At 59.7% G+C, this 13,726-nt stretch carries 11 protein-coding genes and 9 pseudogenes; 9 read left to right on the forward strand and 11 right to left on the reverse strand.

Features of this window, described 5'->3' with window-relative positions:
* Window positions 1–20: 20 nt before the first annotated feature.
* Both IVB22_RS21810 and IVB22_RS21815 read left to right on the forward strand, forming a co-directional pair.
* Entirely contained in the window at window positions 21–206 is a 186-nt protein-coding gene (locus IVB22_RS21810; protein ID WP_247509342.1) for a hypothetical protein, read from the forward strand.
* Between the two features lie 173 nt (window positions 207–379).
* Window positions 380–664 (forward strand): hypothetical protein, encoded by a 285-nt coding sequence (locus tag IVB22_RS21815; protein WP_247519321.1) that lies wholly within the window; start codon window positions 380–382, stop codon window positions 662–664.
* Here the strand turns inward: IVB22_RS21815 and IVB22_RS21820 are convergent.
* On the reverse strand, window positions 651–923 hold the full coding sequence (locus tag IVB22_RS21820) for a hypothetical protein (RefSeq protein ID WP_247509344.1): 273 nt from the start codon (window positions 921–923) through the stop codon (window positions 651–653). The genes IVB22_RS21815 and IVB22_RS21820 overlap by 14 nt on opposite strands.
* A 116-nt stretch (window positions 924–1,039) precedes the next feature.
* Here IVB22_RS21820 and IVB22_RS21825 point away from each other — a divergent pair, with 116 nt between their 5' ends.
* The 3 genes and pseudogenes from IVB22_RS21825 to IVB22_RS21835 all read left to right on the forward strand — a co-directional run bounded on the left by IVB22_RS21825 (window position 1,040) and on the right by IVB22_RS21835 (window position 3,063).
* On the forward strand, window positions 1,040–1,345 hold the full coding sequence (locus IVB22_RS21825) for a histidine phosphatase family protein (protein ID WP_308200443.1): 306 nt from the start codon (window positions 1,040–1,042) through the stop codon (window positions 1,343–1,345).
* A pseudogene (locus tag IVB22_RS21830) lies at window positions 1,288–1,593 on the forward strand (cob(I)yrinic acid a,c-diamide adenosyltransferase); the annotation flags it as partial. The gene IVB22_RS21825 and the pseudogene IVB22_RS21830, both read left to right, overlap by 58 nt.
* A 23-nt stretch (window positions 1,594–1,616) precedes the next feature.
* A pseudogene (locus tag IVB22_RS21835) lies at window positions 1,617–3,063 on the forward strand (cobyric acid synthase).
* Window positions 3,064–3,073: 10 nt separating this feature from the next.
* Here the strand turns inward: IVB22_RS21835 and cobD are convergent.
* Together cobD and cbiB are read right to left on the reverse strand one after the other, a co-directional pair.
* Window positions 3,074–4,033, reverse strand: a complete 960-nt coding sequence (gene cobD, locus IVB22_RS21840) for a threonine-phosphate decarboxylase CobD (protein ID WP_247519322.1) — start codon at window positions 4,031–4,033, stop codon at window positions 3,074–3,076.
* A gap of 11 nt (window positions 4,034–4,044) precedes the next feature.
* Window positions 4,045–4,982 (reverse strand): annotated as a pseudogene (gene cbiB / locus IVB22_RS21845) (adenosylcobinamide-phosphate synthase CbiB).
* 122 nt (window positions 4,983–5,104) lie between these two features.
* On the opposite strand from cbiB, the gene cobU reads away from it, so the two are divergent.
* The 3 genes and pseudogenes from cobU (at window position 5,105) to bluB (ending at window position 7,085) form a co-directional block, all read left to right on the forward strand.
* Window positions 5,105–5,608, forward strand: coding sequence for a bifunctional adenosylcobinamide kinase/adenosylcobinamide-phosphate guanylyltransferase (cobU, locus tag IVB22_RS21850; protein ID WP_247519323.1), 504 nt, complete (start codon window positions 5,105–5,107; stop codon window positions 5,606–5,608).
* Between the two features lie 69 nt (window positions 5,609–5,677).
* Window positions 5,678–6,467, forward strand: a pseudogene (gene cobS, locus IVB22_RS21855) (adenosylcobinamide-GDP ribazoletransferase).
* Window positions 6,467–7,085: pseudogene (bluB, locus tag IVB22_RS21860) on the forward strand (5,6-dimethylbenzimidazole synthase). The pseudogenes cobS and bluB overlap by 1 nt, the downstream one beginning before the upstream one ends.
* A gap of 247 nt (window positions 7,086–7,332) precedes the next feature.
* On the opposite strand, the gene IVB22_RS21865 reads toward bluB, so the two are convergent.
* The 6 genes and pseudogenes from IVB22_RS21865 to IVB22_RS41985 form a co-directional block, all read right to left on the reverse strand.
* The gene (locus IVB22_RS21865; protein ID WP_247519325.1) at window positions 7,333–7,713 is read right to left on the reverse strand and encodes a type II toxin-antitoxin system PemK/MazF family toxin; all 381 of its coding nucleotides are present in this window, start codon (window positions 7,711–7,713) and stop codon (window positions 7,333–7,335) included.
* Complete coding sequence (locus IVB22_RS21870) at window positions 7,667–7,909, reverse strand: AbrB/MazE/SpoVT family DNA-binding domain-containing protein (protein WP_247519326.1); 243 nt, start codon at window positions 7,907–7,909, stop codon at window positions 7,667–7,669. The genes IVB22_RS21865 and IVB22_RS21870 overlap by 47 nt, the downstream gene beginning before the upstream one ends.
* 212 nt (window positions 7,910–8,121) lie before the next feature.
* Window positions 8,122–9,224: pseudogene (locus IVB22_RS21875) on the reverse strand (IS30 family transposase); the annotation flags it as partial.
* 49 nt (window positions 9,225–9,273) lie between these two features.
* Window positions 9,274–9,533: pseudogene (locus IVB22_RS21880) on the reverse strand (HipA domain-containing protein); the annotation flags it as partial.
* A gap of 374 nt (window positions 9,534–9,907) precedes the next feature.
* A pseudogene (locus IVB22_RS41980) lies at window positions 9,908–10,015 on the reverse strand (SDR family oxidoreductase); the annotation flags it as partial.
* 22 nt (window positions 10,016–10,037) lie between these two features.
* Entirely contained in the window at window positions 10,038–10,268 is a 231-nt protein-coding gene (locus IVB22_RS41985; RefSeq protein ID WP_374207604.1) for an SDR family NAD(P)-dependent oxidoreductase, read from the reverse strand.
* A gap of 41 nt (window positions 10,269–10,309) precedes the next feature.
* On the opposite strand from IVB22_RS41985, the gene IVB22_RS21885 reads away from it, so the two are divergent.
* Window positions 10,310–11,047 (forward strand): hypothetical protein, encoded by a 738-nt coding sequence (locus IVB22_RS21885; protein ID WP_256467441.1) that lies wholly within the window; start codon window positions 10,310–10,312, stop codon window positions 11,045–11,047.
* Window positions 11,048–11,662: 615 nt separating this feature from the next.
* Here the strand turns inward: IVB22_RS21885 and speD are convergent.
* Together speD and IVB22_RS21895 are read right to left on the reverse strand one after the other, a co-directional pair.
* Entirely contained in the window at window positions 11,663–12,055 is a 393-nt protein-coding gene (gene speD / locus IVB22_RS21890; protein WP_247519328.1) for an adenosylmethionine decarboxylase, read from the reverse strand.
* A 99-nt stretch (window positions 12,056–12,154) separates the two neighbouring features.
* Window positions 12,155–12,665, reverse strand: a pseudogene (locus IVB22_RS21895) (transposase); the annotation flags it as partial.
* Window positions 12,666–13,726 lie beyond the last annotated feature (1,061 nt).

The raw sequence follows: 13,726 nt of genomic DNA on the forward strand, positions 1-13,726 counted from the left end.
GAGATCACCGGGTGGACCCAATGTGCGACGCTCCCCACGAATACTCCACTCTCACTCTGCTGCTGGCGGTCTGCGTGTCCTCCGCGGTCCGGCACCTCCACATGTCCGCGACCGCCGTCGGCGTGACGCTCGGGATGTATGGTCTCGCGGCTACGCGGGTGATGCAGCGGCTCGCCTTCGGCATCGTGATCGACTCGGGCCAGTGACGGGATTCATCTCTCCAGCCGTGATGGCGCTGACCACCATCGTGCCGACGCCGCTCCTCGCGGGGGCCTCAGCTTCTTCCTGCTCAGCGCGGGCGGGATCCGATGGGTGATCTCGCGACGACGCTGCGGCAATCGGTGACGCCGCCTGCTCGGCCGCATCTTCGCGATCACTGATGAGCTATGGCGGCCGCCAGCTCGGCTCCGCGTTAGGAGCCATCGACGGCAGGCTGATGGGACGGAGACTTGCCTCTATCTGGCGGGCCGCGATCTTCGCCGCGCAGGCGCTGCTCATCCTGCTGTCGCCCGCGGTCTCGCTGGCGCGGCAGCCGACATGGTGGGCGCGCCTGCCTGTTGTTGGTGGGCTCGCCCGCCAAACCTCATCGTTATTACGAGCCAACGGTCGCAATGACGGGCTGAGTGCGACGCATTATAGGAAACAGCTCACTACGGCCGCATGAACATAAAATCGGTGGCGGGGTCGCAATTGTCGGCCACAAAGCGCAGCTCCGACTGAACGTCAGCAACGGGCCGGCTCTCGAGATATTTTGTGACCAGCAGACCGAGCAGCGCTCGACAAACGCTGTCAGTCGCGTGGCCGGCGCCTGTACCATCCGCAATAGCGGCAGAGAAATGGCGTGCTGCGATTTCAGTTGCTGACATTCCGTGGCTCCAAATGACCAGATCACCCATTATAATCAGAAAAACCTGCAGCGCCATTGATCTTGATCAACATGGATGGCGCCGTTCGTCCGTCGTGGTACTGAAGGCGGTCTGCTGCTGGCCATTTGCGCCCTACACGCGACGGCCACCGTCACATCTTTGGAGATATTTGAATGCAGGGAGAGACCTTCCTTTGGCTGGTCCGGCATGCGGTTGTCGACTGCCCTGGAGGCACGATTCACCCTTCCGATGCTCCGGCCGATCTTAGTGATCGGACGCATTTGGAAGCCGTGCGTAGGTGCTTGCCGCAGAACGCCCTCAGCTATGCTAGTCCGTCTCAACGAACTCTCGATACAGCGCGTGCCCTCCGGTTTGATCCGATCTCGGTGCCTGAGTTCATGGAGCAGAATTTCGGAGATTGGACCGCGTCCGCGACATCGCCGCTGCCCGCACCGCATGGGAAAAGGCCAAGCAGCTGATCGCTGATGAAGCCTTGCGCATGGTGGTTCTCGACGAGATCAACGTTGCGCTTCGCTACGACTATCTGGAGATCGGAGAGGTCGTTGAGTTCCTGAAGAATTCAAAGCCGCCAATGACGCATGTCGTCCTCACCGGACGCAATGCTAAGCAGGAATTGATCGACGCCGCCGACCTTGTCACGGAGACGACGCTCGTGAAGCATCCCTTCCGATCCGACATCAAGGCCCAGCCCGGCGTTGAGTTCTGACCAAGCGATCGGGATTCGATTCGATGGCGCGCGCATTGATGATCCAGGGAGCGGGTTCGGACGTGGGCAAGTCGCTCATCGTGGCCGGCCTTGCCCGCGCTGCGACCCGGCGCGGCAATCGGGTGCTGCCGTTCAAGCCGCAGAACATGTCGAACAATGCCGCCGTGACGGTCGACGGCGGCGAGATCGGACGCGCGCAGGCATTGCAGGCGCAGGCCGCAGGTGTCGAGCCGCACACCGATATGAATCCGGTCTTGCTGAAGCCGGAAACCGATGTCGGCGCCCAGATCATCGTGCACGGACGCCGCGTGGCGACGCTGCACGCGCGTGCATACGCTGCGATGAAGCCATCGCTGATGGCGCCGGTTCTCGAGAGTTTCGCCCGTCTCAAGGATCGCGCCGATCTTGTTCTGGTCGAGGGCGCCGGCAGTCCCGCCGAGGTCAATCTGAGGAGCGCCGATATCGCCAATATGGGCTTTGCCCGCAAGGCCGACATTCCCGTCGTGCTGGTCGGCGATATTGACCGCGGGTATCATTGCGCAGCTTGTCGGAATCAAGGCCGTGCTCGATCCCCAAGATGCGGCCATGATTCGCGGCTTCGTCATCAACAAGTTCCGCGGCGATCCATCACTGTTTGATGACGGCTACCGGCTGATCGAAGCGCGCACATCGTGGCAGGGATTTGGGGTCCTTCCCTACTTCGCCCGCGCTAGTAAACTTCCGGCCGAAGACGCGCTCGGGCTTGCCGGCGCACGCTAGGCAGGCAAGTGCAAGATTGTCTTTCTCGCGCTGTCGCGGATCGCGAATTTTGACGACCTCGATCCACTGAAGCTCGAACCTGATGTCGACCTTGTGATGGTCCGGCCTGGAGAGGCAATCCCTGGCGATGCAAAGCTCGTGATCCTGCCGGGCTCGAAGTCGACCCGCGGCGATCTCGCCTTCCTGCGCGCCCAAGGGTGGGACATCGACCTTCTTGCGCATCACCGTCGCGGTGGCCATGTGCTCGGCGTCTGCGGCGGTTACCAGATGCTCGGACGCAGTGTGGCGGATCCGGAGGGAATCGAGGGACCGGCGGGAGAAACTCCCGGCCTCGGACTCATCGACGTAACGACGGTGATGACGGCACAAAAGACTCTGACCCGCGTCACGGCGGTCCACGCTACGACGAACCGGCCGATCGAGGCTTACGAGATTCACATCGGGCATACCGACGGGCCGGATCGTGCACGGCCATTTGCTTTGCTTGGCGGAGCGCCGGGAGGCGCGGTATCCAGCGACGGCCGCGTGTATGGCAGCTATCTGCACGGCCTGTTCGCTTCCGACAGTTTCCGCAAGACATTTCTCGCGCAACTGGACATTCCGGCCGCGGACCAGCAGTACCGCGCCAGGGTGGAGAGCGCGCTCGATACGCTTGCCGATTACATGGATACCCATCTCGATGTCGAAGGTCTGCTTGCGCTTGCCCGCTGAGGAGCGGCGATCAAGGCGAGACTGTGGCAGAAAACCGCGCCCATTCCGTCTCGTCACCCGGCAAGCCAAGCCGCAGCCATCCCGGCCTCTTCTCAAATAGGCGCGACCATATCTGGCAGCGCGCGAGCTTCTGCTGCGCGGCGCGTGCGTCGCCAGTTTCATACAGCCGGAACAACGGCGTGCCGCCGGCCAACGTCCAGCCCTGTGATTGCACTTCAGCATCCAGGCGGAGGCAATCGCGTGCCAGACGCGTCGAGGTCGCGTTTGCCCAATCGCGATCAAGCAAGGCGCGCCGTCCGATCACAATCGCTGCACCCGAAATCGGCCACGGGCCGACCCTCGCGGCCAGCGCAGCGACATCGGCCTCGCTGCCGAGCGCGAAACCGAGGCGCAGCCCCGCAAGCCCGTAGAATTTTCCGAACGATCGCAGGACTAACAGCCCCGGCCGTCCCGCCTCAGGTGCCAGCGACAAGCCTAAAATGGCATCAGCGAAGCTCTCGTCGACGACGAGTCGACCGACGCGGGGCAAGAGCGCCAGCAGTTCGGTTGGATCAAAGTGTCGGCCGTCCGGATTGTTGGGGTTGACGACCACGGCGATATCCGCTCCGTGCAGCCCTTCGAGATCAAAAACCTCGACCACGTCCCAGGCTGCCGCGGAAAGAACCGCCGCGTATTCGTTATAGGTCGGCGCAAGAATCCGCGCCCGACCGCGCGATGAAAGACTCGGCAACAACTGGATCGCCGCTTGTACGCCACCAAGCGCCACGATTGGCGCCTTGGTGGCGTAGGCCTCTCGCGCTGCCTGATGGAGGGACTCGATATCGGATCGCGAAGGCAGCGCACTCCAGGACCTGGGCTCGACCTCACCCACCGGATAGGGCTGCCGGTTGATCCCAGTTGAGAGGTCGATCCAGTCCTGCGCGCGCCCGCCGAAGCGGTGCACGGCAAGATCGAGATTTCCACCATGCATTGCCCTCTCCGTCATGCAAAAGCCAAAATCGCAAGCGCACCGCCCAACAGAACCATGGCGCGGACGTAGAGCATCAGCCCTTGCCGGATGTCAGCGGCAAGTGGATCGCGTGCGCCCTCGTTGAGCCAGGGTTCGTCGGCGATGTTTCCGTGATAGATGCGCGGCCCACTGAGCCGCACGCCCAGCGCGCCGGCGATCGCTGCTTCCGGCCAGCCGGCATTGATCGAGCGGTGGCGGTTCGCATCACGCGCCATGCAAGATAACGCGTTCGAGGGCCGCGTCGTCAGCACCATAAACAACAAGCTGGTGAGACGAGCCGGTATGAAATTTGCGAAATCGTCGATGCGCGCGGCAGTCCAACCGAAAGCTTCATGGCGGATCGTGCGATGGCCGATCATGGAATCGAGCGTATTGATTGCCTTGTAACCGATGATGCCTGGCAGCCCGAACAACGCGCCCCAGAGCACGGGCGCCACAATGCCGTCGGAAGCGTTCTCGGCCAGGCTCTCGATGGCCGCGCGCGCAATGCCGGCTTCATCGAGAGCTGCGGGATCGCGTCCCACGATCTGCGCGACCGCCGCACGTGCGGCTACGATATCACCGGATTGCAAGGGGTGAGCAACAGCGGCCACATGTAGAGCGAACGCAGCGCAACGAGTGGCCATGCGAGAATTCCCAGGAGCACGATGCGGCCCCATTCAAAGGCAAGCGCGACTTGGACCGCCCATCCAATGCCGGCCGACAGCCCAATCACGAAAAGAGCTACGGCTGCGCCGGCGATCCGCCGGACTGCAGGCGGGTCGATCGTCCTGTTGAAGCTGATATCGAGGATCTTGATCAGCCTACCCAGCCAGGTGACGGGATGACCAACGCGGGCGAACAGTCCATTGGGCCAGCCCAACACGGCCTCCACCATCATCGCCACCGCCATCGCTCCCGTAAAGCCCATGCATCGTCTCCCTGAGTCCTGATGCACAAGAATTCTGGATCAAGGCAAGCCCATTTCGCCTGATTTCGCCTTTGTCTTTGCCGGAGATTGGTGATTAGTGCTGGCCTCGAGCGGAGGACGTCATGGCCATCATACTCATCACGGGCGGCGCCCGATCGGGCAAAAGCCGACGCGCAGAAGTCCGCGCCCGCGCCTTTCCGGGGCAACCTGTCTATATTGCCACGGCAGAGGCGCTCGATGAAGAAATGAGCGAGCGAATAGCAAAGCATCGGGCGCGACGAGGAAAGAAATGGATCGAGCGCGAGGTTCCGCTCGATCTCGTGCAGGCGCTGGTCGAAACCGATGGAGGCGGTGTAAGGCTGGTCGATTGTCTCACGCTCTGGCTGTCGAACCTGCTCCACGCGGAGCGCAACTGGTCGCATGAGGCTTCGCTGCTCGCTGACGTACTCGCCCGCCAACACAACCCGGTCATCATGGTCACGAACGAGGTTGGGCTCGGTATCGTGCCGGACAATGCGTTGGCGCGCGCATTCCGGGACGCGGCAGGTATCCTGAACCAGACGATTGCCTCCGTTGCGGACGAGGTCGAATTCGTCGTCGCAGGATTGCCGATGAAGCTGAAGTAGCGCCGCGCTTATTGGAATTGCAAACGCGTCGTCCAGTGAGCGAGCTGACAGTTCGAGGGCTGAAGACACATGTATCATTTCGAGCTCCTCAGGGGCATCGTCACTGACCTGAGAAACGCCATTTCGTTCTCCATGATTCTGCCTTTCGGTCCGGCGAAGCCGGTCAGCGATGGCGATGTTGCCCGCGCGGGCTGGGCGTTGCCGATGGCCGGATTGCTGGTGGGCCTTGCCGGAGCGGCGGTCTATTCGATCGCGCGCGAGGTCGGTTTGATGCCTGGCCCCGCCGCCATGCTGGCGCTGGGCGGCCGCGGTCCTTGTCACCGGCGCGGTGCACGAGGACGGTCTTGCCGATACCGCCGACGGGCTCGGCGGCGGCCGGACGCGCGAGCAGAAGCTCGAGATCATGCGCGACAGCCGGATCGGCACTTACGGCGCGTGCGCGCTGATCGGATCGCTTATCTTGCGATGGAGCGCGCTCGAAACGATCGCCGAGCCAAAGTTGATTGCGGCTGCGCTTTCGGTCGCACATGCGGCGGCACGCGCTGGCTTGCCCGCCTTCATGTGGCTGATCCCGCCGGCGCGATCGGACGGGCTTTCCGCCGGAGCCGGACGACCGCCGGGACGAAGCGCGGCCATTGCATTTGTTCTCGGGGCTCTTTGCCTGGTCTCCGGTTTCGGGCCAAGCAAAGCGATGATCGGACTGATTTTGCTGTCGCTGGTTGGGCTGATACTGGCGTGGCTTGCCACAAGACAGGTCGGAGGACAGACAGGTGATATATTGGGCGCGTTTGAGCAGATTGGCGAGATCGCGATTTTGCTGATGGCGGCCGCCCTCCTCCACACGGAACTGCGACCCTGATGGTCTCATTCGACGAAACTTTTCGCAAACAACTGCGCGAGCTGTTCGTGTGGCGCCGCGACGTGCGGCGCTTTCGTACCGATCCTCTGCCAAGCGGTGCCATGGAGCGGCTCATTGAGATCGCCTGCCTTTCTCCTTCGGTTGGCCTGAGTCAGCCTTGGCGGTTCATCATCATCGAAGACAAGGCGAGGCGCAGCGCTGTGGTCGAGGACTTCAAGGCCTGCAACGCCGATGCGCTGCGAACGCGCCGCGCGGTACGCGACCCTCAAGCTCGCCGGCCTCGAAGAGGCGCCGGGTCATCTGGCCGTGTTCGCGGACAAGGCAAGCGATCTCGGTTATGGCCTCGGGCGTGCAACGATGCCGGAAACGATCGAATATTCCGTCGCCGCGGCCATCTGCTGCATGTGGCTCGCCGCACGCGCAGAGGGCATCGGACTTGGCTGGGTGTCGATCCTGAACCCGGATCGCATCCACGAGATTCTCGAAGTGCCGGAGCCCTGGAAATTCATTGGTTATCTCTGCGTGGGCTATCCCCAGGTAGAGTTTGATCGACCCGAACTTGAACGCGCCAACTGGGAACATCGGCGAACGTCGAAGGAATTTACGCTTCGACGCTAACCCATTGCGCGGCAGCGACCGGTCGAGGACAAGAGATTTGTAGTGTCTCAGTTTGCCAAAGTGAACTTTTTGCTTGACTCAGTACGGTTCTACGCCCCCTCGCCTTCAAGCGGGCCAACATCCTATCAATCTGAGCCCGGGGTCCCGGGACGAAATCTTGAAGCGGATGCTCAAGATGAAGCCGAAGCCGCATAAATCTTCATTGGGGAGAAAAAAGAAGCCCCGACCAGTGAAAAGAGGCGGGCGATCAGAGCGGGATTAGAGTTCTGATTTTGGCTACTGTTTCTGCAATTACCGCATCCGTGGCGCGGCCACGATGCTGCGATTCCCTGTCAAACCAAGAGATGCTTTTCACCTGGTCGCTGATTACCCATCCCGTGACTCCGCAGCCATCGGGCAGCTCGACCTGGAAGTTGTTAAGTTTGTCTTGAGACGTGATTGGGCACGCGACGCACAGGCGTGCAAATTGATTGTAGCGCTTTGGACTTAAAACTAAAGCGGGGCGCCAGCCATCTTGCTCGCGTCCCGCCTGTGGATGAAAGTTGAGCCAAATGATATCGCCCCTATCTGGGCAATACGGCTCACCAGATTTCGTTGCCGATTGGTCCGTTAGCGTTGATTTCGCCATACACGTTCTCTGCGGTCATGCCCTCTAGGAGCTCGTCCAACGTGTAGACCGGACGATCCAAGGGTGTCACGACCAAGGAGCCGCCTTTGACCTGAATATCCGCAGCTTTTCCCTCGAAAACTTCGAGTTCTCTGGCTAGGCCAGAAGGAATACGAACGGCTAAGCTATTGCCCCATTTGGAGAAATGCGCGTTCATGGCAGTTCCCTACGGAAAACTATCAGAGCCCCAATGGCTCGTCGATACAATGACGATACACATGTTTGGTTCCTGAAGGTAGTATTAAAATACCGACTGTCCTATAATTTCTGTTACCGTTGATGACCTGTGACCTTTGTCACTTAGGTCGGCTAGATAGCCATCGCAAGAACTTTCGTGGCTTTTGCTTAGATGTAATTCGGCTTTCACTAGGTCCGCGAACGGCGTAGCTCTTGGGACAAGGTGATGATGGTGCGCGTAATCGCGTCGCGCACGGCTTCGGCCCCGTGTCCGGCCAGTGCAGGGCCGTTCTTCATACGCGGCGCTTCGCCGTGCCCTGCCAGGCGGGGAAGGTGCAATAGCATCGTGAAACGCGTCGTCCGTTCGACCAGCGTGCCGATCGCCGAGCTGCCAAGACCGAGGATAAGATCTCCCTCCCAATGTCCCGGCACCGCTCTATCGGCCGCTTCGGCAGGGCGTTGGCTGATCATGATCTCCGCCGAGACAAAGCCTTTCCCTCGTCCGCGTACGCGCGCCCTGGGCACCCGCAATACGCGTCCTGTTCGCAAGCAGGCCGTCAGCTCGCGGCGCAGCGCTCCCCGGCCCTGAACGAAGAGGGACTGATAGATGGCTTCGTGGCTGACGCGCATCGTCTTGTCGTCCGGGAAGTCGATCGGCAGGCGTCGGGCAATCTGCTCCGGGCTCCAGGCCTTGGCCCATCGCCGATCCTTTCGCCGGCCATGCCGGCGGCCCTTCCACGGAACGGCGGGACCAGGAACGGGAGCGCCGCTCGGGGTCACGACAACGCCGGCAAGTCTCTCCTCCACATAAGTGCGCAAGGTTGCGTTGAGCGCAAGCTTGGTTGGTTTAGGCCGACGGGCCGATCGATCGGCATGCCACTGGGCGGTCGTCGCCCGATACTCCAAGCCGCCGCTGCGGGTGGCTGCATTGCGCCGCAGTTCTCGCGAGATTGTCGAGGCGGATCGACCGAGACGGCGCCCAATCTCCCGGATCGAATGGCCCTGCACCTTGAGAAGCGCAATCTCTTCGCGCTCCATCAATGACAAGTATCGCCCGGAGAACGCCTTTGTTGAGGACTTGAACATCGCTGGTCGCATGCCGCCCGCCTTTCGAAACCACTGGTTCCTACAGGCTGTGACACCCCGGCTTCCAGCGCAGCATCTTCACTGCTTTGCCCTGCGGCAATAGCTCGCCAGAAACTTCTCTGTTCATCCCGTCCAGCCACAGGCGGTCGTCCTGGCGATGGTAATGGCGCTCGTCCAGACCGTGCCGATCGCCGCTGTCGAATGCTCATCGCAACCTCCAACTCCAGAGTGTTGCGACGACCGCTTGAATCCGCCATCAGCACCACGGTCGAAGTGGCGGACAAGCAGCACCTTGCCCGTGGACATGGTGTTGATTCTTCCGGAATGCCGGCGAACTCTGTCTTGTCGACAAGTTCACGTGCCGGCACTTCCATCCCCAGCGCCTCCGCCAAAGCTAGAATCGCGAATTCGTTTTCCGAAAGCCCGATATGCGTGAGAGAGGGAAATTTCGCGATATACTGCCCTTGCTCGTCGTCGACGGCGAGCGTGATCCCCCCTTCCTTTCCGGTATTTTTCATTTAGGGCGAGCAAACTCAAGCTTGGAGTCGATGTGCGTACCTTTGGGCCACCTTGGGCGGTCTGCTCCGCCGCGTCGGCGTCGCGCACTCTCTCGTACGTCACAGTGTGCTCCTCGCGGGAGGGGACCGCGTCGGAACCACCTCGGCAACCTCGACACTAAGGAGATAGATAGCTTGCTCGCTTGCTCAGCGAGCCTTTTACGTCTTTAGTTCCGTCAGATTTGGTTTGCTGCCGGAAAGTGAGCAAATCAGTCCTGCTCTCGTAAGCAGATCTCGCCAGTCGTAGGACCTTCCGTGTCGAAATACTCGACGAGAGCATGGCCCCTCGGCTGAATTGCACGAGGGGATTCGGACTGCGTTGCGAGAATCATCCGTCAACGCAATCCTCCGCTCGCCGTAATGATCTCAACCGTCACCCATGCCGCGTCATCCGAGGCGAGAAAAGCAACTACCTTCGCAATATCATCGGGCGTCCGAAGCGCCGCAGTGCGGTACCATTTACTGTCATTTCTTCGAGTTCCGCTGTAAGGACCGGCGCGTCATGTCCGTGTCAGTTGTGCCGGGGGCAACCGCATTCACGCGCACTCTGCGGGGACCGAGTTCGCGCGCTAGCGCAACGGTGATGGCCTCCATCGCAGCCTTGGTTCCCGCGTAGACGGCATAGCCCGCGCCTGGAAGACGAGCACTTATCGAGCTGATGTTGATGATAGCGCCGCCTTTCTTAGACGGGATGATACAGAGCGCAGTCTTAGATCAAGAGCCTACACCACGAACTCTTGGTACAACCGGCGATGCTGGCGCATCCGACACCGAAGCACGCCCTCGTTATTGGCGGAGGTGAAGGCGCTACCATTTGGCAGGCGCTCCGCCACAGGTCCGTGGAATCTTTAACGATGGTCGATATTGACGGCGAACTAATAAGCATATGTCCGGAACACATGAAGGACTGGCATCGAGGAGCATTTGAGGATCCTCGATGTAGAATCATTTTTTCGGACGGCAGAGCGTTCATCGAGAACGACAAAAGTCTGTATGATGTCGTTATTATCGACTTGAGCGATCTGGTCTCTGACAGCCCGGCGCTGGCTCTCTACACGCGCGAATTTTATCTGCGCATCAAAGAGCGGCTGAAACCCGGCGGTATTGTTGGGATTCAGGCATTGAGATTTTCTTTTGCTGACGGTCACGCTCACGCGATGCTGGCACGAACATTGAAAAGCGTCTTTGATCAAGTTCACAGCGCATTTGTTCCCTCATTCTTGCGAGGTTGGGGATTTCTCATCGCGTCTGACTGGTTCGTTCCAGCGGATTTTTCCGCATCTGCGATGGATTCGATTATCTCGAAGCGTATCAATTCGTCATTGTCCCACTTAACAGGTGCGTTCTTCCAGTCGTGCTGCATTCAGTGCGCGCAAGCTCAAAAGCTGCTCGCGTCCAACCGACCAATTTTTGTGGATGGCAAGATGGGTGATCTTGATGCGACACTCGCTCAACTGACTGAGGAGGCACGTTGAATAAGTGCATTTCTGTTCGACTCATTTGTGAAGAAAGACCTTGTTGAGCTATATTCCATGCCTCGGACAATATCTGATTCAGACACTCACTCACTGTTTGTTGATGCGCCCATTTTCAAATTTTGCCGCTTCTGACTTTGGCCGCTTCCACCGAGATGTCCACGCTGCGATGCAATTTCGATGATATGGCAGAGAAATTCGATATCGAAGCATGTTCAGCCGGAACTTACTTGATGAATTCGGTCGCGTGAACGAGCGGCTCGATCAAATCGGTCAAAGCTTTGAGAAGCGACTGATGAGCTTGGGATCAGAGATCCGATAGATCCATCGCCGAAGATCGTCGAAATTTGTTCAAGCTGATGAACGTGATACGATAATGCTTGGCCTGGATCGTCATGTTCTCCTCCGCGCTATCGACCCGTCGGATGCGGGCCCATTAGCGAGGAGGAAAGCGGAGCCTCATAGAGGTGAGTGTTCGGGAAGGAGGGCCTCGCGGTCAAGCTTTTATGCTAGAGGCTAGCCCAAGATGTTTTTCGATTGCGGCAGTGAGCTCGATACCCTCACCCGGGCGGTCGGACACATGACCGGCTACTCCAAGGAGATCGACCATCTGCTTCAACGCGTCGGCTTGATTGACACACCTCTCCGGAAGCTGCGAACGTCAGACTGTTCGGGCTGAAAGGCCTCAACTAGAACCGGCACGGCGCTCGCAGGATCACTGTCGCCGCATACGAAAACATCAGCGGCCGCGTAGGACCTCTCAGGCCAAGTATGTAAGGTGATGTGCGATTCAGCCAACAGGGCTATTGCGGAGACGCCGTGACCCGGACAAAACTTATGAACATGAAGGTGGAGTAATGTCGCACTCGCCGCACGGATGGCTTTTCGGATTGCGTCTTCCGCAATGGCCGGATCGTCGAGGTTCTTCGCTCCCCATAGCTCGATGAGCATATGCGTCGCACCGGTGGACAGAGCCGGTGGGGCTTCCTTCTCGGCATTCATGGTCATTAAGAAATCTCCATTGAATTATCGGCCCAGTAAGCTGAGCTATTCGGGATTGGGGTGACGAGGTGATCCGGCGCTTGGTTTGCTGGCGCTTGGAAGCCCTCAAATGCCGTCGTTGCATCTGACAACTGCGACGATCTTCGGCGGCTGATTTATGCCGTTGAGCTACCCCAAGTCCTTGATGCGGCGATCACCAGCTTGAACACCATCGGCCTGGCGGTGGTTGGCGACAAGGAGCCCTTCGTCCGGACCATCGTGTCTCGCCCTGTGGCGAACATGCTCTCGCTGAGATTGGTGGTGGAAGCGCAAGTGATGCCAATGTTCGGCAAGAAAATCGTAGAAGGCCAGCAGTGCATCGCGATCCTTTACCAGGCATTCGATCGTCCGAGCGTACTTGGCCTAATACTTCTCGGCGAAGACGTCGATCGCCGCTTCGGCGGACGCTCGGTTCGCGCCCAACAGACCTCGCGCAAATCCTTCTTCATAGTGGCCTGCACAGAGAGTGGACCTTGTCCATGCTGTTCATAGTCTTGTGCATCCAGCATGGCTGGTGGCGTGTGCCGGGAACGACCTCGCCGAGCGCCTTGTAGAAGTCGAGCGCGCCGTCGCCGACATTGGCCAACTCGTTGTTATTGATGACCTCGCCTTGATTGTTTTGCCAAGCCACGCCTCGCTTGAGGTAGGCCAGCGTGTGGCCCTGCGCGCCAAAAGCGTAACCGAGGCGACCGGCCCCGGGGACAAGACGTTTGGACTTGCCTTGCAGTTTGCGCTCAGCACTATGCCGGAGGCTGCGAGGCAGGTATTTGTGCCGTTGGAGATAGCACCGCTGGGGTCGAGTTTGAGGCCAAACACCCCAGCTATTCTTCTGCCAGTTGTAGCCGATCTGGCCGCCTGCCAGGAACACAGGACTATCGACGACGCCGCCATAGACTGACGGACCGTGGGGATTACTGAAGGATTTTTGGCCGTAACCAACGCCGACGTGCCCGCCACTATATCCTCCGGACCAGCTCCACAGGGCCCATGGCAGTTGTACTGCTGGCTCACACTCCGCCGAATTGGCTGCACCGCTTGCGACCAGCGCAATCGTTGTCGCTCCCCAAAAACGAACTCCAGATCGCATCAAACACTCCGCGGCGCTTTCCCGATCCACAACCGAGCCTCAAGCTGGCATCAGTGATGGCACCGCGACCGAAGCAAGCACCGTGCCGCTTGGAAATTGAGGGGGCTTCAGTTACTTCGTACTGGGTGCATGCGTCAGGTTGTGGACAATGGTCTTGAAGCTGACAATCGCGCTGTAGCGTCCGACACTATGCTGCGCAGCAGGAAACTGCCTTTCTCGCTGCAGCAGTAGAAGGAGATTCCTGTTCGCCTGAACAGGCTTCCTAACTCACCTATCGGGGCTCACGCGAAACGGTCAAAGCCAATGGATATTACTGACGAGCGGAGCCGGCCTAGACGCCGGACCCGTCTACCCGCACAGGGATCGCACCGGCTACACCGCGCGTTATCGAAGTCCGGCTGGTTGGAACGACTCATCACGAGCGATCAATCACGCAACGCGGCCCGCGCAGGAAAGGCTCATCATCAGCGTCTTCCAGCTTACCACGAATACCCGCGTGATAATAACAGTCCGGCTCCGGCTTCGCCGTACTGCTGAGTGGCTTTGCCGCA

The organism is Bradyrhizobium sp. 190 (assembly GCF_023073415.1).
In the GTDB taxonomy this organism is placed as follows: domain Bacteria; phylum Pseudomonadota; class Alphaproteobacteria; order Rhizobiales; family Xanthobacteraceae; genus Bradyrhizobium.